Source organism: Pseudomonas sp. R1-15 (assembly GCF_051132085.1).
GTDB lineage: Bacteria > Pseudomonadota > Gammaproteobacteria > Pseudomonadales > Pseudomonadaceae > Aquipseudomonas.
The window spans coordinates 3,136,552-3,159,859 of record NZ_CP071660.1; the positions used below are offsets into that span (position 1 = coordinate 3,136,552).

At 63.2% G+C, this 23,308-nt stretch carries 19 protein-coding genes; 5 read left to right on the forward strand and 14 right to left on the reverse strand.

Features of this window, described 5'->3' with window-relative positions:
• Positions 1–116 precede the first annotated feature (116 nt).
• Genes J3P97_RS14135 through J3P97_RS14150 form a run of 4 tightly spaced genes read right to left on the reverse strand, consistent with a single transcriptional unit; the run spans position 117 to position 3,273 of the window.
• Positions 117–467 (reverse strand): RidA family protein, encoded by a 351-nt coding sequence (locus J3P97_RS14135; RefSeq protein WP_434671991.1) that lies wholly within the window; start codon positions 465–467, stop codon positions 117–119.
• Positions 464–1,837 (reverse strand): FAD-dependent oxidoreductase, encoded by a 1,374-nt coding sequence (locus J3P97_RS14140; RefSeq protein WP_434671992.1) that lies wholly within the window; start codon positions 1,835–1,837, stop codon positions 464–466. The genes J3P97_RS14135 and J3P97_RS14140 overlap by 4 nt, the downstream gene beginning before the upstream one ends.
• Positions 1,830–2,159, reverse strand: a complete 330-nt coding sequence (locus J3P97_RS14145; protein ID WP_434671993.1) for a (2Fe-2S)-binding protein — start codon at positions 2,157–2,159, stop codon at positions 1,830–1,832. Before J3P97_RS14145 ends, J3P97_RS14140 begins: the two co-directional genes overlap by 8 nt.
• Positions 2,149–3,273 carry an NAD(P)/FAD-dependent oxidoreductase gene (locus J3P97_RS14150; RefSeq protein ID WP_434671994.1) on the reverse strand — a complete coding sequence of 375 codons (1,125 nt, stop codon included), beginning with the start codon at positions 3,271–3,273 and terminating at the stop codon, positions 2,149–2,151. Before J3P97_RS14150 ends, J3P97_RS14145 begins: the two co-directional genes overlap by 11 nt.
• A 156-nt stretch (positions 3,274–3,429) precedes the next feature.
• Between J3P97_RS14150 and J3P97_RS14155 the strand changes: the two genes are divergently transcribed.
• The 3 genes from J3P97_RS14155 (at position 3,430) to J3P97_RS14165 (ending at position 6,495) form a co-directional block, all read left to right on the forward strand.
• Positions 3,430–4,335 (forward strand): LysR substrate-binding domain-containing protein, encoded by a 906-nt coding sequence (locus J3P97_RS14155; protein WP_434671995.1) that lies wholly within the window; start codon positions 3,430–3,432, stop codon positions 4,333–4,335.
• Between the two features lie 127 nt (positions 4,336–4,462).
• Entirely contained in the window at positions 4,463–5,548 is a 1,086-nt protein-coding gene (locus J3P97_RS14160; RefSeq protein WP_434671996.1) for a Rieske 2Fe-2S domain-containing protein, read from the forward strand.
• Positions 5,545–6,495 (forward strand): PDR/VanB family oxidoreductase, encoded by a 951-nt coding sequence (locus tag J3P97_RS14165; RefSeq protein WP_434671997.1) that lies wholly within the window; start codon positions 5,545–5,547, stop codon positions 6,493–6,495. The genes J3P97_RS14160 and J3P97_RS14165 overlap by 4 nt, the downstream gene beginning before the upstream one ends.
• Positions 6,496–6,629: 134 nt before the next feature.
• Here the strand turns inward: J3P97_RS14165 and J3P97_RS14170 are convergent, their stop codons facing one another.
• The 4 genes from J3P97_RS14170 to J3P97_RS14185 all read right to left on the reverse strand — a co-directional run bounded on the left by J3P97_RS14170 (position 6,630) and on the right by J3P97_RS14185 (position 11,893).
• The gene (locus J3P97_RS14170; RefSeq protein ID WP_434630884.1) at positions 6,630–7,343 is read right to left on the reverse strand and encodes a GntR family transcriptional regulator; all 714 of its coding nucleotides are present in this window, start codon (positions 7,341–7,343) and stop codon (positions 6,630–6,632) included.
• A gap of 149 nt (positions 7,344–7,492) precedes the next feature.
• Positions 7,493–9,364, reverse strand: coding sequence for a feruloyl-CoA synthase (locus tag J3P97_RS14175; RefSeq protein WP_434671998.1), 1,872 nt, complete (start codon positions 9,362–9,364; stop codon positions 7,493–7,495).
• A gap of 144 nt (positions 9,365–9,508) precedes the next feature.
• Positions 9,509–10,957, reverse strand: a complete 1,449-nt coding sequence (locus J3P97_RS14180) for an aldehyde dehydrogenase (protein ID WP_434600855.1) — start codon at positions 10,955–10,957, stop codon at positions 9,509–9,511.
• A 105-nt stretch (positions 10,958–11,062) separates the two neighbouring features.
• Positions 11,063–11,893, reverse strand: coding sequence for a p-hydroxycinnamoyl CoA hydratase/lyase (locus tag J3P97_RS14185; RefSeq protein WP_434671999.1), 831 nt, complete (start codon positions 11,891–11,893; stop codon positions 11,063–11,065).
• 213 nt (positions 11,894–12,106) lie between these two features.
• Here J3P97_RS14185 and J3P97_RS14190 point away from each other — a divergent pair, with 213 nt between their 5' ends.
• On the forward strand, positions 12,107–12,595 hold the full coding sequence (locus J3P97_RS14190) for a MarR family winged helix-turn-helix transcriptional regulator (protein WP_434672000.1): 489 nt from the start codon (positions 12,107–12,109) through the stop codon (positions 12,593–12,595).
• Positions 12,596–12,772: 177 nt separating this feature from the next.
• Here J3P97_RS14190 and J3P97_RS14195 read toward each other — a convergent pair whose 3' ends face one another.
• Positions 12,773–14,080 carry an OprD family porin gene (locus J3P97_RS14195; protein ID WP_434672001.1) on the reverse strand — a complete coding sequence of 436 codons (1,308 nt, stop codon included), beginning with the start codon at positions 14,078–14,080 and terminating at the stop codon, positions 12,773–12,775.
• Between the two features lie 311 nt (positions 14,081–14,391).
• Here J3P97_RS14195 and mhpT point away from each other — a divergent pair, with 311 nt between their 5' ends.
• Positions 14,392–15,618: a 3-(3-hydroxy-phenyl)propionate transporter MhpT gene (mhpT, locus tag J3P97_RS14200; protein ID WP_434672002.1), complete on the forward strand. Its 1,227-nt coding sequence runs from the start codon at positions 14,392–14,394 to the stop codon at positions 15,616–15,618.
• A 165-nt stretch (positions 15,619–15,783) separates the two neighbouring features.
• Here mhpT and J3P97_RS14205 read toward each other — a convergent pair whose 3' ends face one another.
• The 5 genes from J3P97_RS14205 to J3P97_RS14225 all read right to left on the reverse strand — a co-directional run bounded on the left by J3P97_RS14205 (position 15,784) and on the right by J3P97_RS14225 (position 23,291).
• Complete coding sequence (locus J3P97_RS14205; RefSeq protein WP_434574054.1) at positions 15,784–18,204, reverse strand: efflux RND transporter permease subunit; 2,421 nt, start codon at positions 18,202–18,204, stop codon at positions 15,784–15,786.
• 52 nt (positions 18,205–18,256) lie between these two features.
• Entirely contained in the window at positions 18,257–19,360 is a 1,104-nt protein-coding gene (locus J3P97_RS14210; protein ID WP_434672003.1) for a WD40/YVTN/BNR-like repeat-containing protein, read from the reverse strand.
• 66 nt (positions 19,361–19,426) lie between these two features.
• Entirely contained in the window at positions 19,427–20,788 is a 1,362-nt protein-coding gene (locus J3P97_RS14215) for a DUF1329 domain-containing protein (RefSeq protein WP_434672004.1), read from the reverse strand.
• Positions 20,789–20,803: 15 nt separating this feature from the next.
• Positions 20,804–22,453 (reverse strand): DUF1302 domain-containing protein, encoded by a 1,650-nt coding sequence (locus J3P97_RS14220; RefSeq protein WP_434672005.1) that lies wholly within the window; start codon positions 22,451–22,453, stop codon positions 20,804–20,806.
• Between the two features lie 70 nt (positions 22,454–22,523).
• Positions 22,524–23,291, reverse strand: a complete 768-nt coding sequence (locus J3P97_RS14225) for a coniferyl-alcohol dehydrogenase (protein ID WP_434672006.1) — start codon at positions 23,289–23,291, stop codon at positions 22,524–22,526.
• Positions 23,292–23,308 lie beyond the last annotated feature (17 nt).

Below are 23,308 nucleotides of genomic sequence, written 5' to 3' on the forward strand. Positions count from 1 at the left end.
TGATTTCGGACGCTCCACGGGAAGTCGTCCGTTATGGCAGCAGCAATCTGAACAAGCGCGGGCGACCACTCTGGCGGTGGTCTTGCCCGATAGCGGCACAGCAGTGTCCGGCGGTCCTACACTGCCGCGGTGACGATCAGTTCCAGCAGGATCTGCGGGTCATCGAACGCCACCTGTGCGGTGGCTCGCGCCGGGGTGTGCGCGGCGTCGACCCAGTCACTCCAGATTGTGTTCATCGCAGCGAAATCGCGGCCCATGTCTTTCATCCAGATCTGCACGCTGAGCAGGCGGCGCTTGTCGCTGCCCGACGCGGCGAGCAATTCGTCGATCCGCTGCAGCACCTGGCGGGTCTGGCCCTGGATGTCCTGGTTGCAATCGGCGGCGACAATGCCGCTGAGCCAGGCCACGCCGTTGTGCACGACGCTGCGGCTCAGGCGCGGGTTGCTTTCGATACGTTGAATGGTCATGACGGTTCCTCGACGCAGTGACGTTCGCCGGCCAGTTGGGCCAGCGTGATGGGTTTGAGGGGGGGACGGATGCGGTAGTAACCGACTTCAGCGGGCGACACGCGGCGCTGGGCGGCGATGATCTGGGTGACGCTCAAGCCGCATTGGCGCCCTTGGCACGGGCCCATGCCGCAACGGCTGAAGGCTTTGGTCTGGTTGGGACCCAGGCAGCCGAGGTCGACGTAGCGGCGGATAGCGCCAGCCGTGACTTCTTCGCAGCGACACACGATGACGTCGTCGGGTGGGACGCAACTTTCTGCCGGGGGGCGATACAACGCATCGATCAAGGGCCGCGCAGCACGAGCACGACGCAGGCCTTTCTTAAGGCTGCGTGCTCCCCGAGACACACCGGCAATCGCCATCGCAGCGAGTCGCCCTTCCAGCCGCGCCACCTGCGCGCCGCCGATGGCAGCGCCGTCACCGGCGATGAAAATGCCCGGTGCACTGGTTTGGCCAAAGCCATCGCGCCGTGGAATCCAGCACAGTTGCGCCTCGCTCCAGTCATGCTCCAGGCGCAACGACCAACTGATCTGCGTGTGCGGCACCACGCCCTGGTGCAATAAAATCAATCCGGCGGGCACGCGCACGTGCTGGCCTCCACTGTCGAAGCTCAGTGCGCTGGCGCAGTCCTCACCGTCGACGCACAGATTGCGGGCACCGCGATAATGGCGGATGCCGCCACGCTTCAACTCGGCCAGCAGCCCCACGCCCTTGAACAAGTCGCGCCAGCCGCGCAACGCACCGGGAATCAGTCGCCAGGCCCGCAGCAGCTCGCGACGGTGGCTGGTATCGACCAGCGCCTCGACGGCAATGCCGGCGCGCAGGTACTGCGCCGCCAGCAGGTACAACAGCGGACCGCAACCCGCCAGGACCACCGGCCCCGCCGGTACCAGCGCCGCGCTCTTGAGCAGGATCTGCCCCGCACCGGCCGTCATGACCCCAGGCAAGGTCCAGCCGGGAATTGGCATCGGCCGTTCGAAGGCGCCCGTGGCGATCAGCAGATGGCGCCCGCGCAAAACCTCTGCGCAGCCGTCGATCAGGTAGTGCACCTCACGCTGGGGGGTGACTTGCCAGATCGCCGCGTTGGGCAGGTAACGAGCCCCGCATCGGAGAAAATCCGCCGCCAGCTGCGCACCGGCGCTGTAGTCTTCGCCGAGCACCGCGCGGCTGCGGGCATCGGCTTGAAGCACCTGGCGATAAATCTGCCCTCCAGGACTGGCCTGCTCATCCAGCACCACAACCGTCAATCCATGGTCCCTGGCCTCGATGGCGGCGCTCATGCCGGCCGGTCCGGCACCGATGATGATCAAGTCGATCACGGCGTTACTCATCGGTCCCCTCCTCGTTCGGCGCCAGGCTGACGGCGCCGCGTTGGCGTTTTACGCGCATGCCCGGGCGCACCGCCACCAGGCACGACTGGACGTTGGCCTGGCCGTCCACTTGCACCAGGCATTCGAAGCACACGCCCATCAGGCAGTACGGCGCAGCGGGCCTGCCGCTGACAGCGCTTTCACGGCTATGCCGAACTCCGCTGGCGAGCAGCGCCGCCGCAAGGCAGACATCACCCGGCACGCGCAAGGGCTTGCCGTCGAACTCGATCAGTACCTGGTTCTGCGAGACGGCCAAAGGCCGGAACAGGCTTTCAGCCGACATGACGCACCTCGGTTGGCGAATTGAAGCGCTGCAGGCCGAATGGCTTGACGGCTGGGTCATCGAACTCGCCGGCAATCCACGGGGCCAGGCGCAGGGCGTGAACAGCGGCCAAGGTCACGCCGCTGTGGCAACTGACGACCGTCAGGCCCGGGCAGCCCTGGGGCATTTCGTAAATCGGAAACCCGTCGGCGCTCATCACCCGCAACGCGCCCCAGGCCCGCACCAGGCGTACGTCACCCAGCAGTGGGAAACACTGCACGGCGCGTCGGGCGATCGCGGCCATGACCTGGCTGCCGGTGCTGTCGTCGAAGCCCGCCGACTCATGGGAATCGCCTAGTTGCACGGTGCCCTCGTCGGTCTGGCGCACATACGTCGTGGGGTAATGGAGGAACGGCTTGAGTCTTTCGGTCACCAGGATCTGCCCGCGATTGGGTTGCACGGGCACGTCCAATCCGACCCTTTCGCCCAATGCCCGATTGCCCAGGCCCGCGGCCAGGACAACCTGCGCGGCAGACCAGCGCTGATCGGCGGCGCGCAGTTGCAAACCCGTGGCGTGCGGTTCGATGGCCTCGACGCGGTGACCATTGATCAACGTCACGCCACGCGCTTTGCAGGCCGCATGCAGCGAACGCAACAGCTTGAGTGGGTTGACGTGACCATCCATGGGCGAGAAACAGCCGCCCACCACGTCGGGGCCGATACCCGGCAGACGGCCGCGCAGTTGTGCTCTGTCCAGCAGCTCATAGGGATAATCACCGTCGAGGGCCTCGCGCAGCCAGGCCAGGCGCGCGGCCTCCTCGGTCATTTCCGCATCGCTCAGGCACAACTGGAAACCGCCCTGCTGGCGCAAATGGATATCGATACCCGTGTCGGCTTGCAGCGCTTCGGCGAAGCGCGGCCATAGCGCCACCGAATCACGGGTCCATTGTGCATACGGGCTCATTCCGTAGCCCTTGCCCTGGACCCAGAGCAAACCGAAGTTGCCACGGGCGGCGCGAATCGCGTCGTCGCCCTCGTCGAGCACGCTCACCTGGCGGCCGAGCAGGGCCAGGCCATAGGCAATGGACATACCCACCAGGCCGCCACCTACGATGATCACATCAGTTTTTTGCATGACTGCTATATCGCTGTTCCAGAGGCCTTGAAGTACGGCGAAGCGCCGCTTCATGGCCGGGCGAGTTCATGCGATCGATCCTAGGACGCTGCCACGCTCATTAAAAATGCTTTATTTTTGATAGCTCATGTCTTTTTGTTATGGGTGAGCATCCTTATGAACCTCCGCCAGCTGGAAGCGTTTCGCGCGGTGATCCTCGGCCAGACGGTGACCCGCGCCGCCGAAATGCTGCACATCTCGCAACCCGCCGCGACCCGGCTGATTGCCAGCCTGGAAGAAGACATCGGCTTCAGCCTGTTCGACCGTATCAAGGGCCGGCTGCAACCGACCGCCGAGGCCATGACGCTGTATCAGGAGGTGCAGCGCTCGCTGCTGGGGGTGGAGCGGATCGCGCGCACGGCCCAGGACATCCGGAATCTCAAGCGCGGTTCGCTGCACATTGCCTGCGCGCCGGCCATGGGCTTGTCGTTCCTGCCGCGGGCGATTGCCGCGTTCATGGCCGAGCATGAGCAGGTGCAGATCTCGCTGGTGGTGCATTCCTCGCGGGAAGTCGTTGACCTGGTGGTAGGCCAGCGCTGTGACCTGGGCCTGATCGTCCTGCCCAATACCTACCCGAGTCCCCGTGCCGAAAAGTTGCTGGCTACGCGCATGCTCTGCGCCCTGCCCGCCGGCCATCGGCTACAGGACCGCGCGTCCATCAAGCCGGAAGACCTGCAGGGCGAACCGTTCATTTCCTATCCGCAATCCATCGGCTCCCGACAACACATCGACGCGATTTTCGCCGCTCACGGCGTCGAGCGTGAGCTGCGCCTGGAAACCCAATTGTCCCAGCCGATGTGCACTTTTGTTGAGCAAGGCCTGGGCGTCGCCCTGGTGGACGCCATCAGTGCCGTTGAATACCGCGGCAACGGCATCGTCTTCCGGGCCTTCGAACCGGCGATCGAAATGGACTTCAGCATGCTGCTGCCAATCCATGGACCGCTGTCGAAACTGCAGGCGCGCTTCCTCGAACACATGCAGCGATTCATCGAGGCGCAAGTGCCGGCGGCCTATCGGTTTTAAAGCGAGCAATGGATCCATTGAGAAACACCGATCATCTGCACAGCCACCAAAATCGTTGACAAGCAAATTAGTTAAGAGAGTTAATGGATCCACTGATAATAACAAAACCAGCCTGGAGATCCCTCTCATGTACCCCAAGAACGCCTGGTACGTTGCCTGCACCCCGGACGAGATTGCCGACAAGCCGCTGGGTCGGCAGATCTGTGGCGAGAAAATGGTTTTCTACCGCGGGCAAGCCGGCAAAGTCGCCGCCGTCGAGGACTTCTGTCCCCATCGAGGCGCACCGCTCTCGCTCGGTTATGTCGAGAATGGCAACCTGGTGTGTGGCTACCATGGGCTGGTCATGGGCGACGACGGCAAGACTGTCGAGATGCCCGGGCAACGGGTGCGGGGATTTCCTTGCAACAAGACCTTTGCCGTGCAGGAGCGCTACGGGTTTATCTGGGTCTGGCCGGGTGAACAGGCATTGGCCGACCCCTCGCTGATCCATCCTCTGGAATGGGCGGAGAACCAGGAATGGGCGTATGGCGGCGGGCTCTTCCATATCCACTGCGACTATCGCCTGATGATCGACAACCTGATGGATTTGACCCACGAAACCTACGTGCATGCCTCGAGCATCGGCCAGAAGGAAATCGACGAGGCACCGCCAGTGACCACGGTCGAAGGCGACGAGGTGGTCACCGCCCGCCACATGGAAAACATCATGGCTCCGCCCTTCTGGCGCATGGCGTTGCGCGGCAACAACCTGGCCGACGACGTGCCGGTGGATCGCTGGCAGATCTGCCGATTCACCCCGCCCAGCCACGTAATGATCGAAGTCGGCGTGGCCCATGCCGGCCACGGTGGCTATCACGCCGCGCCGCAATACAAGGCATCGAGCATCGTCGTCGATTTCATCACGCCGGAAACCGAGACCTCCATCTGGTACTTCTGGGGCATGGCACGCCACTTCCAGCCTCAGGACGACGCGCTGACCGCGAGTATTCGCGAGGGCCAGGGCAAGATCTTCAGCGAAGACCTGGAGATGCTCGAACGCCAGCAGCGCAACCTGCTGGACCATCCGCAACGCAATCTGCTCAAGCTCAACATCGATGCCGGCGGCGTGCAGTCGCGTCGGGTACTGGAACGCTGGATCGCCCGCGAGCGTGAGCAACAGGCCGCCCTGATCGCCAGTACCCAGCAGCCGCAACACGCGGAGCAACGGCCATGATCGAAGTCCAGGTCGCGGCACGCACTATTGAAACCCCGGACATCTGCAGCTACGAGCTGACCAGCATCGACGGTCAGCCACTGCCGGCGTTTACCGCCGGCGCCCATATCGACGTGCATTTGCCCGATGGGCTGGTTCGCCAGTACTCGCTGTGCAATCACCCGGAAGAACGGCATCGCTACCTCATCGGCGTGCTCAGGGACCCCTCGTCACGAGGTGGCTCACGCAGCCTGCATGAACAGATCCAGCCGGGCGCGCGGCTGCTGATCAGCGAACCGCGCAACCTGTTTGCCCTGGCCCCTGCGGCCCAGGGCAGCCTGCTGTTTGCCGGCGGCATCGGCATCACGCCGATCCTGTGCATGGCCGAGCACCTGGCCCAGAGCGGCGCTGCGTTCGCATTGCACTACTGTGCCCGGTCCCGGGACCGCGCCGCTTTTATCGAACGCCTGGAGCAGTCGCCTTACGCCGACCGGGTATTCCTGCATTTCGATGAAGAACCCGCCACGGCACTGGATGCCGTTCGGGTACTGGCTTCGCCCAGCGCCGACCTGCACCTGTATGTCTGTGGTCCCGGCGGGTTCATGCAGCACATCCTCGACACCGCCAAGGCCCAGGGCTGGCAGGAACCCAATCTGCACCGGGAATACTTCGCCGCGGCGCCGATCGACACCACGGCCGATGGCCGCTTCTCGGTGAAGCTTGCCAGCAGCGGCCAGGTTTTCGAGGTGCCGGCGGACCGCAGCGTGGTCCAGGTGTTGGAAAGCCATGGCATCGAGGTTCCGATTTCCTGCGAGCAAGGCGTGTGCGGCACCTGCCTGACCCGCGTGCTGGAAGGCGTGCCGGACCATCGGGACATGTTCCTGACCGAAGCCGAGCAAGCCTGCAACGACCAGTTCACGCCGTGCTGTTCGAGGTCGAGGACGCCGTTGTTGGTGCTGGATCTCTGAGTACCAATCCTATGCGGGGGTCTCTAAAACACTACCCTGTGGGAGCGAGCTTGCTCGCGATAGCGGTGTGTCAGGCAATATTAATGATGCTGAACGACCGCTATCGCGAGCAAGCTCGCTCCCACAGTAGAGGTTCATTCAGTTCTAAGGATTACCTTCATCCGCTCATCCGCCAGCGTCGAGCCAAACACCTCGGCGTAGCGCAGGGTCGCGTTGGCATGCTCGCGCATGATCGCCTCGGCCCGGGCGCCCTGGCGATTGACCAGCGCATCGAACACCGAATGATGCTGCATGTGGGCATAGTTGAAGCGCCGGTATTCGCCGGCCATGTTCTGGCGATCGACCGCCAGGGCCGTGACCGAGGCGAACGGCAGGTGATCGTTGCGCGCCAGGGCGTCGGCGATGGCCGGGTTGTGGCTGCCCTCGACGATTACCTGGTGAAAACGCATGTTGAGGTCGTGATAGACCTCCAGGTCCTCTTCGGTCACATAACCTTTGGCGAACAGTTCATCGCCATCGACCAGGCACTGCTCAAGCGCCCGGCGAGCCTCCTCGGACAAGCCGCGTTCGGCGGTTTGCCGGGCGGCCAGGCCCTCCAGCACCCCACGCACTTCCACCGCCCCGGCAATCTCCTCGGCGCTGACCGAGCGCACCTGGAAACCCCGCCCGCCAAAACGCACCAGCAGCCCTTCCTGTTCCAGGGTGCGAAACGCCATGCGCACCGGCATCCGCGAGACGCCGAACAGTTGCGCCGTTGGAATTTCCATCAAGCGCTCGCCCGCCGCCAGTTCGCCTGAAGCGATCATTCGACGCAACGCGACCAGCACCGTTTGGCCGGGCTTACTCATTCAGGTGATATCCAGAGAAGAGAGAGCCGCCATAGTAATTGCAATCAAATGTGGGAGCGAGCCTGCTCGCGAAAGCGGTGGTTCAGCAATATCCAATTCTCGCTGATACACCGCATTCGCGAGCAGGCTCGCTCCCACAGGGTTTGGTGTTAATTGCCGGCACGCAAGATCGTTGGGTCCTCGCCTCGATACAGCGCCTCGACCTTCGCCGCGCGCCATTGCAACACGGCGCGCTGGTTGATCGAGCCCTTGTCGGTGATTTCGCCACGGTCGATGGAAGCGGGTTCGTCGAGCAGTGCAATCCACTCCACACGACTGGCGTTGCCGTTGGCTTCGCGGTTCAGGCGCTGCAACCAGTCGGCAAACCACTGGCGCACCGGCGGGCTGGCCAGGACCTCGGCGTCGCTGGCGTCCTGCGCCAGGCCCGAGAGGCGCCGGCAGTCATGCAGGCGCGGGAATACCAGCGCGCCCAGGTGCGGGCGGTCCGGCGCCGTCACCACGAGGTCCTGGACGTACGGCGTGCCCTCCAGCACCGCGCGGTTGCGCAACGGCCCGACGCTGACGAACACGCCGGAGGACAATTTGAAGTCTTCGGCGATACGCCCGTCGAACATCAGCCCCAACTGCGGGTTGGCGGGATCGGCGAGCTTGATGGCGTCGCCCGAACAATAGAAACCGGCCTCGTCGAACACCTCGGCGGTCTGCTGCGGCGAGCGCCAGTAGCCGGGCATGATGTGCGGTCCGCGAAAGCGCCCTTCGAACTTGCCGTCCACCGGCACCATCCGCACTTCGCAACCTGGCGCCGGCAAGCCGATGTAGCCGGCCATGGACAGCGGCCCGGTGGTGAAGGTGCAGGACGGCGACGCTTCGGTCATGCCCAGGCCGGCCATCATGCGGATGCGCTCGCCGCAATGCTGCTCGGCCACCTTGTCGAGGCGATCCCAGGTGCTCTGCGAAAGCCCCGCCGCAGCGAAGAAGAACAGGCTGATGCGCTTGAAGAAACGCGCGCGCAACTCGGCGTCCTGTTCCAGCGCGCTGACCAATTCTTCCCAGCCCTTGGGCACGGTCAGGTAGGCGGTTGGGGAAATTTCCTTGAGATTGCGCAAGGTTTCGGCGAAGCCCTGGACGGTGGGCTTGCCATCGTCCAGATAGAAGGTGCCGCCGTTGTACAGCACGATGCCGACGTTATGGCTGCCACCGAACGTATGGTTCCAGGGCAGCCAATCCACCAGCACCGGTGGTTCCTCGCCAAACACCGGGAAGGTCTGCAAGAGCATCTGCTGGTTGGCGCAAAGCATGCGTTGGGTGGTGATCACCGCCTTCGGCAGCTTGGTGGAGCCGGAGGTGAACAGGAACTTGGCGATGCTGTCCGGACCGGTGGCGGTGAAGGCCCGCTCGGCCTCGCTGCCGCCCGGCTGCGCCAGCAGGCTGGCGAAGCTTGTCCTGGCGCGGCCGGGTATTTCTCCGCGCACGCTGACCAGGGGGATATCCATAGGCAATACCGCATTGATCGCGCGCTCGAACGGCGCGGCCTCGCTGACAAATACCAGCCCCGGCTGCAACAGGTCGCAGACGTGCCGCAGCTTGGCGAAATCCTGGGACAGCAACGAATAGGCCGGCGACACCGGGCAATAGGGAATCCCGGCGTACATCGCGCCCAAGGCCATTTGCAAATGCTCGATGTCGTTACCCGAGAGCAGCGCCAGGGGTTTTTCGGCCGACAGGCCATAACGAAGCAGGCCTTGGGCAATGGCCCGCACGCTGTCGAGCATTTCGGCATAGCTGACGTGACGCCAATCGCCTTGGTTTTCGCGAGCGGCAATGAACGTCTGGTCCGGTCGCACCCGGGCCCAGTGCACCAGGCGATCGAGCAGGCGCGACGGCAACGCCGCCAAGGGCTCCAGGGAGCGCATGTGCAGGATGCCCTGCTCTTCCTTCACTTCAACGGCTGGATGCCCGATCGACACCTGGCGATAGCGCGCGGGTTCGGGCCGGGAGGATGATCTGAACTCGGAACTCACGGTGCATCTCCTCCATCAAGGCACACTCGGGTCGCTTGACGCGAGCGGAGCGTGGCAGCGTCTGGCTGCGGCCTTGTGATTGTCATGTCTGGCCTGCATCGGGCGATGGCTCGGGCGGCCCTTCGCCGGCGATGCGACGGATTTTCAGATCGGGTAATGCCGTGGGCCGTTCTGCATCGTCACCCAGCGCAACTGGGTGAAATGCTCGATGGCGGCCTTGCCGCCAAAGCTGCCGTAGCCGCTGGACTTGACCCCGCCGAAGGGCATTTGCGCCTCGTCGTGCACGGTCGGGCCATTGATGTGGCAGATGCCGGATTCGATTCGTTGGGCCAGCGCAAGGGCGCGACTGGTATCGCGGCTGAAGATCGCCGCCGACAGGCCGAACTCGGAATCGTTGGCCAGGCGCAGCAACGCTTCGTCACCGTCGCCGCGCAGCAACACCGCTACCGGTCCGAAGGACTCTTCGCGGTACAGGCGCATGTCCGGGGTGACGCCGTCGAGCAAGGTAGGCTGAAGGATGCTGCCGTCCAGTTGGCCGCCGGCGACTAATCTGGCGCCTTTGGCCAGGGCATCGTCGATCAGGCCTTTGATGCGCAGTCCGGCACTGGCATCCACCAGCGAGCCCAGCACCGAATCACCCGCGGCAGGATCGCCGGCGCGCAGGGTCGCAATCTTCGCGGTCAGTCGGGCGACAAAGGCATCGGCCACGCTCGCGTCTACGATCAGGCGCTCGGTGGACATGCAGATCTGGCCCTGGTTGAAGTAGGCCCCAAACGCCGCCGCCTGCACCGCTGCGTCAAGATCGGCGTCATCGAGCACCAGCAGCGGTGCCTTGCCGCCCAGCTCCAGCAATGCCGGTTTGAGATGACGCGCCGACAGTTCGCCGACGATGCGGCCGACGTGGGTCGAGCCCGTGAAGTTGACCCGCCGTACCGCCGGGTTGGCGATCAGGCGCTCGACAATGGCCGGCGCATCCGTGGGCGCATTGCAGATGACATTGACCACACCATCGCCCAGACCGGCGTCCTGCAGCACCTGGCCGATCAGGCGGTGCACGGCCGGGCTGACTTCCGAGGCCTTGAGCACCACGGTGTTGCCGCACGCCAGGGGCATGGCGATTGCGCGGGTGGCGAGAATGACCGGGGCGTTCCACGGGGCGATGCCCAACACCACGCCACAGGGCTGACGCAAGGCCATGGCGAAACTGCCGGGCACGTCCGAAGGGATGACTTCGCCATTGATTTGCGTGGTCATGGAGGCGGCTTCGCGCAGCATGTTTGCCGCCAGATGCACATTGAAGCCGTACCAGTTGGCCATGGCGCCGGTTTCGCCAGCGGCGGCAATGAATTCGCCGCTGCGCGCCTGCAACTGCTCGGCCGCGCGCAACAGGCGGGTGCGACGTTCATTGGGCGCCAGCGCGGCCCAGGCCGGGAAGGCAGCGTGTGCGGCGGCCACGGCGGCGTCTGCATCTTCCAGCGTGGCGGCGGCCACACGGGACACCACTTCACCGGTCACCGGGTTGCAGCGCTCGAAGGTCCGGCCATCGCGGGCCGGGCACGACTGGCCGCCAATCAACAGGGGCACGTCCAGCATGGTGATTCCTCTTTATTGTCTTTATCGGGAACACGTTCACAGTAGCGCCGAGGGCCTTGGACGAACAACCTGCGGGCCCACGATGGCGCCCGCCGCGCTGTCGTCTCAGCGTTTGTAGGTTTGCAGGCCCGGCTTGATGCTCTTGTCGTCCAGGAACTGCTTCATGCCCTGCTCGCGGCCGCCCTCGGTGTCGAGCAGGCGCGACTGGTCCAGCTTGGCGTAGAGGTAGTCCTCGTTCTGCTCCCAGGTCAGCTCGCGGCAACGCTTGAAACCATGCTTGGCCGCGCGCAGCACCACCGGGTTTTTCTCCAGCAGGTTGCGCGCCAGCTCCACGGTGACTTCACGCAGTTGCGCGAGAGGTACGCTTTCATTGACCAGGCCCATCTCGGCGGCTTTTTTCCCGCCGAAGGTCTTGCCGGTCATGATGTAGTACAGGGATTGACGATGGCCCACGGTATCGGCCATGGCTTTGCTCACGAGGTTGCCGGGCGGGATGCCCCAGTTGATTTCCGAAAGGCCGAAGGTGGCTTCGTCGGCGCAGATCGCCAGGTCGCACGCCACCAGCGGGCTGAAGCCGCCGCCAAAGCACCAGCCGTTGACCATGGCAATGGTCGGTTTGGCGTACATGCGCAGCAGTTTCCATTGCCATTGCGAGGCTTCGCGACGGATTTTTTCCTGGAGGATTTCCGGCCCGGCATCCACTTCGCGGAAATATTCCTTGAGGTCCATGCCGGCGGTCCAGGCCTCCCCCGCACCGGTCAGCACCAGCACGCCAGCGGCGGGATCCTGTTCCAGGGTTTCCAGCACATCGATCATCTCGCGGTTGAGGGTCGGGCTCATGGCGTTGCGTTTTTCCGGGCGATTGAGGGTTACCCAGGCGATGCCTTCCTGGATGTCGACCTTGACCGTTGTCCAGCGACCTTCGTAGTTGCTCATGGCGGGTGCTCTCTTGTTCTTGGCTGAAGATGGAGAAAAACTAACCTCGAATATTAGTTATGTCAATTAACTATTAATCGATTTATCTGTATTTTCCTGACGGCCCGGATCCAGAGCTGGAGAACAAAAATACCGGCGACCGTAGCCACCGCGCGGCAACCCCGGCAAACTGGATAGCCTTGTTAATCACTGACCTTGAGGATGCACCTTTCGATGGCCAAGTCTTCCAAGCTTGCCGAAGCCGCCGCCGCGCCCCTGGCCGACGGTACCGACACGCAGGCGCCGCTGGATTCCGCGCTGGATGACCTGATCGGTTACGCCTTGCGTCGCGCGCAGTTGAAACTGTTCCAGAACCTGATCAGCCGTCTTGCTGTCCACGACCTGCGACCGGCCCAGTTCTCGGCCCTGGCGATCATCGACCAGAACCCCGGCCTGATGCAGGCAGACCTCGCCAAGGCGCTGGCCATCGAGCCGCCGCAAGTGGTGCCCTTGTTGAACAAACTGGAAAGCCGCGCCCTGGCCGTACGGGTGCGCTGCAAGCCGGACAAGCGCTCCTACGGGATTTTCCTGAGCAAGACCGGCGAAACCCTGCTCAAGGAGCTCAAGCAGATCGCCGCCCAGAGCGACCTGGACTCCACCGCCGCTCTCAATGGTGCGGAGCGCGGGGAGCTGCTGCGGTTGCTGAAGAAGGTTTACCAGTAAGGAACCTCACTCCTCCCTGTGGCGAGGGAGCTTGCTCCCGCTGGGTTGCGCAGCGACCCCAACACAGTGGACGCGGTTTGCCTGAAGCGCCGCGGCCAATAGCTTGGGGCTGCTGCGCAGCCCAGCGGGAGCAAGCTCCCTCGCCACGAAAGCTCGTCAATGACGGCTTCACTGGCTTCACCAGATCGGCACGCTGTACGTCACCAGGAACCGGGTCTGGTTTTCATCGCGAAACGCCGCCGTTCCCGGGAAGTCGTTTCGGTAGATCGACTTGCGCGCCAGCAGGCCGACGTTTTTCAGCGGGCCGCTCTGGATCACGTAACCCAACTCCATCTGGAACTCACGCTCCTTGCGATCCTCGAAATTGAGGGCCGCCAGCTCGATATGGTCGCCACGCACGTAACGCAACCGGGTCCGCAAGCCAGGCACGCCAACGGCGGCGAAGTCATAATCGTGGATCGCTTGCCAGGTGCGCTCCTTGGCATTAAGAAAGTCCGAACTCATGGTCATTTCACTCAAACCCATCAGCTCGGTGCCGGACACATAGGGCGTGGCCGTATCGCCGCTCGAATGCATGTAGCCCAGGCTGACGCGATGCCCGCCCAGGCGATAACCGACCAGCGCCGAGACGTTGCGGTTATCCACCTTGCCAGCCTTGGCGGCGCCCTCCTCGCTGCTGAAAAAACTCCGTAGATCGGTGGTCAGCACGCCATCACCCAATGGCAGGTTGTGCAGCAATGCCAAGGTATTCTGCTGGTACAGATCGGCAACTTCGGCGTGGTAGATGCGCAGGCCCAGATCCTTGTTGACCTGATAATCGCCTCCCACGTACGCCATGTGAGACGAGGTAGCCGCGCCGTTGAAACGACGATTGGGCGAGGCGATGCTCATGGGCTGGTAATCGGTGGAATCGCGCCGGGCGATGCGATCGATGTAACCGGTGTTCAGCGTCAATCCGTCGATGTCCTTGGAGCTCAGGGTTGTCCCGCGAAAGGTCTGCGGCAATAGCCGCGACGGACTGGCGAAGGCAAACGGCAGGAAAATCGAGACATCGGCGGTCTTTACCGTGGTTTGGCCGAAACGCAACTTGCCGGTCACGCCCAGCCGCGAATATTCATCCGCCGCGCGCTTGTCGCTACTCGACACCGGCAACAGTTCGGTGCCGCTGCGGTCCGGCGAGGAGTCGAGCTTGATGCCCAGCAGCCCCCTCACATCCAGGCCAAATCCGAGCGTACCCGGGGTGAATCCCGACTCGACGTTCATGAACACGCCTTGGGCCCACTCCCGGGCCGCAGTCTTGGCGCCGTCGTCCTTGTAATCGCGATCCATGTAGTAATTTCGCAGGGTCAACGTGCCGTGGCTGTCGTCGATGAAGCCTTCGGCCAGCGCCACGCTGCAAAGAAGGCTCAGCCCGGCACCGGCCAACCAGTGAACGAGCGGTGAAACAGGGATCGCCGCCTGGGCGTCCCGGATGATATCTGGCATGTTCGATGTCCGCTTTTTGTTGTTGTTTTCTATCGAGGCAGCCCTGAGTGGAGGGCTGTGCGGACAGAGAATGGAAACGGCCCGGTACTTCGTCAATCGGCAATGTCCGATAATCGAACGTTAATATGATTAATCAATATGGCGACTGTTCGTCCTATAGATACCAAACTGCTGAATTTCCAAGAGAAACCGAAGATTTCGCGGGTTTGCTCCTCGCGATTCATTTTTTAGTTAGCTTTGTTAATCTTAATCCCGCGCTGCGGGGTTCCCTTCGAGCCGCAGTCCCGACAAAAACAATAAGAGGATTCGCCATGAACCATCCGCCGCGTCGTGCGACGCTGACCATTGCCCTGTGTTTCATCGTCGCGCTGATCGAAGGCTTTGATCTTCAATCGGCCGGCACCGCCGCTGCCGGCTTGCGACAGACCTTCGCCCTGGACCCGAAGATGATGGGCTGGGTCTTCAGCGCGGGGATCATCGGCCTGTTGCCAGGTGCGTTTTTCGGCGGCTGGATTGCCGATCGCATCGGCCGCAAGAAAATCCTGATTGCCGCTGTCCTGCTGTTCGGCGTGTTTTCCCTCGGCACCGCGTTTGTCGAGCAATTCTCCAGCCTGCTGCTGGTGCGCTTCATGACCGGCCTGGGACTGGGCGCCGCCCTCCCCAACCTCATCGCCCTGTGCGCTGAAGCCGTGGGCGAACAACGCCGGGGTACCGCCATCAGCGTGATGTATGCCGGGGTTCCGCTGGGTGGCGCGCTGGCGGCAGTGGTCGCCATGACCTTTGGCGAGCACTGGCAGATGACCTTTTTCATCGGCGGCTTGGCGCCGTTGCTGGTGGTGCCGTTGATGCTGCTGTGGCTGCCGGAGTCCAGCGCATTCAAGCAGATACGACACGTCGCGGGCGAGGTCCGTGGTTCGACCGGTCAGGCGCTGTTCGGCGAAGGCCGGGGGCTGACAACGTTGGGTCTCTGGTTGAGTTATTTCTTCACCCTGACGGTGATGTACATGCTGCTCAACTGGCTGCCTTCTTTGCTGGTGGAGCAAGGTTTCAGCAAACCCCAGGCCGGCCTGGTGCAGATGCTGTTCAACATCGGCGGGGCCCTGGGATCGTTGATCGGTGGTTTGTTGCTGGACCGTTTCAACGCCGTCAAGGTAGTGCTGTTTGTCTATGCCGGCCTGCTGAGCGCCCTGGCCGGGGTCGGTTTGTCGGTGGGCATCATGCCGATGGGCATCGCCGGGTTTGCCGCCGGGTTGTTCGTCATGGCGGCCCAACTGGTGCTTTATGCCTCGGCGCCGCCCTCCTACCCTACGGCGGTGCGCGCAACCGGCGTCGGTGCAGCCGTTGCCATCGGGCGCCTGGGCTCGGTGGCCGGGCCTTTGGCCGCCGGCCAGATCCTCGCGGCCGGCGGCGGGACCACTGCGGTATTGCTGGCGACCTCCCCTGGATTGGTGGTGGCGACGTTGGCCATCCTCAGCGTGATCCGCCGTTCGGCCCGGCCACGGTTGGGCACGGCAGAGCCGGTGGCGCAGAAATCCTGACAGGGGCTATCGCTTCCACATCGCACTTTCGGCGGTCATGACGAAGGTCTACGCCAGGTTCCTTTGTGGGAGCGAGCCTGCTCGCGAAGGGGCCTGCACACTCAGCCTCTTTATCGACTGACGCTCCGCTTTCGCGAGCAGGCTCGCTCCCACAGGATCACCGCTTCAGCCCCTCACCCAGCGCTCCCGCCGGCTCAGTTCAGGCTTCTTTTCAAACACCTTCCGCGGCAATAGCCACCATGCCAGGGCCGGCAGCAGGATCAGGGCGCCAAGCATGTTCACCAGGAACATGAAGGCCAGCAAAATCCCCATGTCGGCCTGGAACTTGATCGGCGAAAAAGCCCAGGTCGACACCGCCACCGCCAATGTCATGCCCGTCAGCAACACCACTTTGCCGGTGAATAACAGCGCCTGGTAGTACGCCTGGGCCAGGGTGTCGCCGGCACGCATGCGCGCCAGGATCACGCTGAGCACATAGAGCGCGTAATCGACGCCGATGCCCACGCCCAGGGCGATGACCGGCAGCGTCGCGACTTTCACGCCCATGCCCAGCCCCACCATCAGCGCCTCGCACAGAATCGAGGTGAGCATCAGCGGCAGCATCGCGCAGAGGGTGGCGCGCCAGCTGCGGAACGTCAGCAGGCATAACAGGCTGACCGCGCCGTAGACCCAGAAGAGCATCTCGCGCATGGATTTCTTCACGACGATATTGGTCGCCGCTTCGATCCCCGCACTGCCGGCCGCCAGCATGAACTTGACCTCTGGCAGCTGATGTCCGGCGATGAACTGCTCGCTGGCCTCCACCACGCGGTTCAAGGTGTCAGCCTTGTGATCGGCCAGGTAGACGTACAACGACAACATCGAGCAGCCCTGGTTGAACAGCTCTCGCGGCGCGCGGGTTTGCACGGCGCCCAGCGCGCCGTCGTTGGGGATCAGTTCATACCATTTGAAATTGCCCTCGTTATATCCGGCCGTGGCGATCTTGCTCAGCGCCGCCATCGAGGTGGTCGATTCCACGCCGGGCAATTGCTCCAGTTGCCAGGCCAGCGCGTCGACCGCGGACAGGCTGGCGTAACGGGTGCACTGATCCTCCGGGGTCTTGATCATGACCACGAAGATGTCCGAGCTGGCCGCATAGTTTTGCGTCATGAACAGCGCATCGCGGTTGTAGCGCGAGTCGGCACGCAGTTCCGGAGCGCCGGGGTCCAGGTCGCCGATTTTCAGGTGCAGGCTCACGGCAAAACCAGACGCGGCCAACAGCAAGCCAGCCAGCATGGCGCCAATGGCCCAGCGCCGCTGGGTGAACAGATCGAGCACGCGCCACAGCGGATGTTTGATCTGCGCTTGCTGTTCGATGGTTTCCGCACTCAGGCTGCGTTGCGCCGCTGCCGGGCTGACGCCGATGTAGCTGAGCAGGATCGGCAAGAGGATCAGGTTGGTGAAGATCAGCACCGCCACCCCGAGGCTGGCGGTGACCGCCAGGTCCTGGATCACCCGGATGTTGATCAGCAGCAACACCGCAAAGCCCACCGCATCACAGAGCAAGGCGGTGATGCCGGCGGCGAACAGCCGGCGGAAGGTATAACGCGCGGCAACCACCCGGTGGGTGCCCCGGCCGATGTCCTGCATGATGCCGTTCATCTTCTGCGCGCCGTGGCTCATGCCGATGGCGAACACCAGGAACGGCACCAGTGCCGAGTATGGGTCCAGCTCGTAACCGAGCAGTGCCAGCAGCCCCAGCTGCCAAAGCACGGCGGCCAGCGAACAGGTCACCACCACCAGGGTGCTGCGCGCACAACGGGTGTAGCCAAACAGCACCATCACCGTCACCAGTACCGCCACCACGAAAAACAGCAGGACCTGGGTCATTCCCTCGATCAGGTCGCCGACGATCTTGGTAAAGCCGGTGATATGGATCCGCAGGTCGTCGGTCTGGTATTTGTCTCGCAACGCCTCCAGTTGCCGGGAAAACTCACCATAGTCCAGCGCCTTGCCCGTCTGCGGGTTGATCTCCAGCAGCGGCACGAAGATCACACTGGACTTGTAGTTGCCGGCGATCAACTGGCCGACTTCACCGGAACGGCCCACGTTGGTGCGCACCTGTTCGATGCTGCTGGCCGAGCCGTCGTAATCGTCAGGGATCACCGTGCCGCCATCGAGCCCCTCCTCCGTCACGGCGGTCCAGCGGGTGGTCGGGGTCCATAACGATTTCATATAGGGGCGGTCGACGCCCGGTAGCAAATAGAGCTCATCATTGAGCCTGGCCAGAGTATCGAGATAGTCCTTGGTGAAAATGCTGCCCTGCCTGACCTCCACGGCGATACGCAGCGAATTGCCCAGGCCACTCAACTCACTGCGATTCTCCAGGAAGTTGGCGACGTAGGGATGCCCGGTGGGAATGGTCTTCTCGTAACTGGCATTGATACCGATGCGCGTGGCTTGCCAGCCCAGCACCAGGGTCACCAGCAGGCACAGCAGGATTACCAGCGGCCGATGGTTAAAAATCGCCCGCTCGGCGAAATTGCCCGACGCCCGGTCGAAGTCTTCCTGGCGGCCGATCACGGTTTGGATTCTGTCGTCTTTCAAGTTTGACTCCTGTTGCACGAGCCGTGGCCCGATAGCGCTACACCGTGAAGTTTCAAGGTTTACTGGAGCCTCGCGGATCCTGGTCGGCGGCCACGCCGCTCAAACCGACGCTGGTGAGGCTGCCATCGACCGCCTGTTGCACGGCGGCAACCGTGCCACCGCTGCGGCTCTGACGCTTGTCAAAGCTGCGGCCCTGGTCATGGCTGAATAAAAACTCACCGCCCTGGCTGGCCAACAACAGGCTGCCGTCGCGCAGCTCAAGCGCTGCCGCCAGCGTCGACTCGATAGCGGTTTCGAGGCGTCGCCAACTGTTGCCTCGATCGTCCGACCACCAGGCATTGCCACGCAGACCGTAGGCAATCAAGGCCCCATCGCGGGTGCCGAGCAGGCCAAAAAAACTGCCTTCATAAGGTGACTTCAAGGCGTGGAACGACTGTCCGCCATCGCTCGAACGCAACAGCAGGCCGCGCTCTCCCGCCAGCAGCAGGTCCTTGCCCACGCCGCGGACGCCATACAGGTTCAAGCCCTGCGGGTTGTCGACATGACGCATCCACGGCTGCCAGCTACGCCCACCGTCGTCGGTACGGTAGATCTGGTTGTAGGCCCCCACGACGTAGCCGTGCAGGCGATCGATGAAGTACAGGTCAAGGAACGGTTTATCCGGCCCGTCGGCGAGCATATGCCGAGCCTGCGTCAACTGGCTGGCACCGCCGGGTTCATTGGCATCGCGCTCTGCAACCTGCATCGCGAGGGCGATCGCACGCTCACCGTCGAGTTGCTTTTCCCAGGTTTCGCCGCCGTCCCGGGTGTGCAGCACCACGCCCAGATGACCGACCGCCCAGCCCTGTTCGGCATCGACAAATTGCACCGCCGTCAGGCTGACGCTGACCGGCACCTTGGCCTGGCGCCAATTCATTCCGGCATCGTCGGAAAGCAGCACGATCCCGCGCTCACCGACCGCCACCAGGCGCTCACCGGCCCGGGCCAGCCCGAGCAATACCGCGCGCGGCGCCTTGGCCGTTGGCAGCGCCGGTTGCTGCAGTACGGCCAAGGTCGTGGCCTGCGCGACCCAAGGCACGCTCGCCCACAGGCAACTCACCAGGGCACAAACTGCCCATAGCGGACCGCGGCTCGCGAAGATTTTTTCAACGTTCATATCGTCATCCCGCCTGGAAAATCGTCAGTGGCCGCGCCGAACTCCCTCGTCACGGCCACCGCTGGTTCAACGCATGTTTTCGTTGGCCATGGCATCCGGCGTGAAATAGGACGCTGAAGGCTTCGCGACCTTCTGGTATTGGACTGTCAGGTCGTTGCTCGACGAATTGAGGAAGTAGGCCCCGGTATCGAGGTTGTAGCTGCCCCACATGACCTGTGCGGTAAGGGCCGGCAGGTCCGGTGCCAGCAGCGTCAGCGAATACATTTGCCGACCGAGCTTGCCCTGGGCGTCATAACCGTCGGCCATCAGGATCTGCCAGGAGTCTTCGTCGACGTAGTAAGTGCGACGCGGCACGACATGGCGCTTGCCAGACTTGAGCGTGGCCTCGACGACCCAGACCCGATGTTTTTCCCAGCGCACCAGGTCAGGATTGAGGAAGCCGACCTTGACCAGCTCGTCGCTCTTGGCCAGCGCGGCGCGGTTATTGTTGTAGGGGACGATCAGTTCTTTTTTGCCCACCAGCTTGAGGTCATAACGATCGGTCGGCCCGAACAGCATGAACGCCTCGTCGAACAGGCCGACGCCGGAGGTGACGAAGTCCGGTGTGTCATAGGCAATGTTCGGTGCACGACGAACCCGGCGTTGACCGACCAGGTACTGCCAGGCCGCACGATTGGCCGGGTCCAGGTCCCAATGGGTCATCAGGCCCTCGCCGGCCTTGGACGAGGGCAATTCGGTGAACAGCTTGCCCAGCAGGTACTTGCCCGAATAGTTTTCCGGGCTGCCGCCTTCGACGTAGTAGGGAAACTGGTAGGTGTACTGGGCCCGGGTCGCCTGGACTTTCTTGCCACCGGCGGTCATCAGCCAGGTATCGAACGGCGAGCTGATGGTGTCGCCGCCCTGCCAGGACAACCGATAGTTCCACAGCACCTGCGCACCGTTCTCAGGGATCGGGAACGGGATGCCGCCATAGGCGTTGGAGACTTTTTCGCTGTCCACGTCCAGTGCGGCGCGCGTGGCATTCTTGCTGGTGTTGTCGTACACCCATTGCGGCGCGGCGGCCGAGCGATGAGTCGGGTACACATCCAGGCGATAGTCCGGATATTTCTTCAGCAGCAGCTGGGTGCCCTCGGCCAGTTGGCCGGCGTACTGCGTCATGTTCGACGCCTTGATCGAGTACAGCGGTTTGTCGCCGGCAAATGGATCAGGGCGCTTGTCGCCCGCTTTGTAGCCGGGCGCGACCTGGGTATAACCGCCCTGCCAGGCCGGGATGCTGCCATCGGCGTTGCCGGCGCGCTCACCACCGAAGGGGGTCAGATCGGTTTTCAACCGCGCGGCCTGCTCAGGCGATACCGCCGCCTGCGCCAGGCTCATGCCGGCCAGGGCAAGGGCGAGGACGCAGGTGTTCAGGAATGCTGTGTTCTGCATGGCGAATCCACCTTGTTAGAATGAGGTTTTCACATAGAGCGAGACGAAGTCGCGGTCGGCCAACGACTGGCCGTAACTGAAATTGCCGTCCTCGCGCAGCCCGGCCTTGGGTGCGCCGAAGAAGTTCACGTAATTGAGGCCGACATCCCAGCGCTGCAGGTAGGTGGCTTTGAGGCCGACGCTCCAGTCGCCGGAATGGGTATTGCCGAAGCCGGATTTGTTCACTGCCGATGAACGTCCATCAAGCACGATCCCCATGCCGACCGGCACGGTGAGGTCGATCCCGTCGACGATCTGGAAGTACGCCGGTTCCATCAATACTCGCAACGCCGTGGCATCCCGGGTGGTATTGGAATCCAGCGCCGCTGCGTTCTCGGTCACGCTCAGGGTGCGGTTCCAGGCCAGCTCGGCCAGGGCCGAGCCGCCGTCCCAGAAAGCGCTGGGCGATAGCAGGTAGATCGCCGACAGATTGACGTGCGCGGTCTTGCCTCGGGCGAACAGCGCATCGTCGCCGCCATCGGCCTGCATACCGGGGGTCACTACTTGCAGGTTGCTCACCAGCGGCGCGTTCCAGCGCACCGACGATTCACCAGCAAAGTTGAACGGACCGTAAGCGGTAGAAAAGCTGACGCCGGCGGTCTTGATGTCTTCGGCGTAGACCTGGCGATAGGAGCCGAGGATCGGCAGTCCGCTGGCCGCAGCCGCCGGACCGTCCAGGTAGGCATACAAGCCGATCGGCGCCTTGTCGTGATACTGGGCCGCGTAGAAACCCAGCTCCAGCTCTGTGCCGGCCGGCTTGAAGCGGATCTGCATACCGCCCTGCCCCGAATTGCGCGGTTTCAGGTCGCCGCCATTCACCGTGTCGTTGCCGAATACCTCACGCAGCGGACCGCTGCCGTAACCGATGGCGTCGGCGTCGCTCAGGTAGCTACCGGCGCCGGGCAGGTTGGAACGTTCCCACTCGAACTGATAGTAGGCGCCCACCGACAGCTGCGGGTTGATCTGCAACTGCCCGGAAATCTGATTGACCGGCCGCAGGATCTCCTTGAACTGTGTGCCCGGCACGCTGAGCAACTTGACCACATCGGTCGGCCCCTGGGCATTGGCAATGCCGTTGCCGCCGTAGAACAGGCTTTCGCCGTAGATCAGGCTGTGGCGTCCAAGACGCGCCACGCCTTGGGAGTCATCCCCGAGGTCTCCGCGCAGGAACACGAAGGCGTCGAGAATCTCTGCGTCGCGGCCATGCAGTTCGCGGGTTTCGCTGGGGAAATGTGGCTGCTCGCTGCTGTCGGTGTCCTGGTTGTAGATATCGTCGTACCAGGCCGCGCCGCTGACCCGCAGCCCGTAGTTTTGCCGGCTGAGGTCCATTTCGGAAAACAGGTCGAGACGGTTGGAGACCAGCCCGCGACTGAAATTCTTGTCGCCCTGGCTCTGGATCGAGGGGTACAGGCCGTTGGCGGTCGGTGCGTTGACCAGACGGCTGTCCTGTCCGTGCAGGCGCCAGGCCTGGCTGTACTTGATGGTGTTATCCCAGCGCAGTTTCCAGTCGGAGTCGCCCAGGTCCATTTGCATGGCCTCGGCCCTCTCGCCCATCACACCGCTGCTGCAAAGCGCCAGGAATAGCGCGCAATGCTTGAAACCAAAGCTGTCTTTGAGGTTGTCCATGGGGTGCTCTCATTATTGTTATTGTTTGGCATGGCTTTGCCGCAACCCGCTCGGGTGGCGGCTTGGGTTCTCAGACGTAGGTGGAGGCCAATCCACCATCGACGGGCAGGTTGACGCCGTTGATCCAGCGCGACTCGTCGGCACACAGGAAGGCGATCACCGCCGCTACCTCATCGGCGTAGGCGGGACGTTTCATGCGATGGGCATCGGCCTGGGTCCGGGCCTCGCCGAGCATGCTCACGAAGTCGTCGAGGATGGGCGTGAAGACCGGCCCCGGCGCGACACTGTTCATGCGCACCGAATGCTCCAGGAACCAGGGTTGGGCCTGCAGGTAGGTCCAGACGATCAAGGCTTCCTTGAAATACTGGTAGCAGGTCTGGTCCGGCACCGGGTGGTCAGCCAGCCAGGCTTGCCCGGCGGCAAACCCTTCGCTGCGCGCCAGCGCCTTGTGCTGCTCTACGCGTAGCGGCCATTCGGCGCCAAGGATCGAGGCGATATTGACGATGCTGCCGCCCGCATTGATGCGTGGCAGCAACGCCTGGCTGAAGTGGCGCAACCCGAGGTAGTTGACCCGCGCCAGCAGTTGCGGATTGGCGGTTCCCGGCACGCCGGCAATATTGCACAGGCTATCGAACCGTGCGGGTAGCTGCGGCAGCAGGCGGTCGATGTTCTCGGCGCTGCTCAGGTCGCCCTGCACAAAACCGTCCAGGGTCTGGTGCGGCGCCTTGAGGTCCACGCCGATCACCTGGGCGCCGTGGGCACGCAGCAGGCTCGCCGTGGCGGCACCGATGCCCGACGAGACGCCGGTCACCAGCACAATCTTGTTGTCGAGTTTCATGTTGAGTCCTCTTGTTA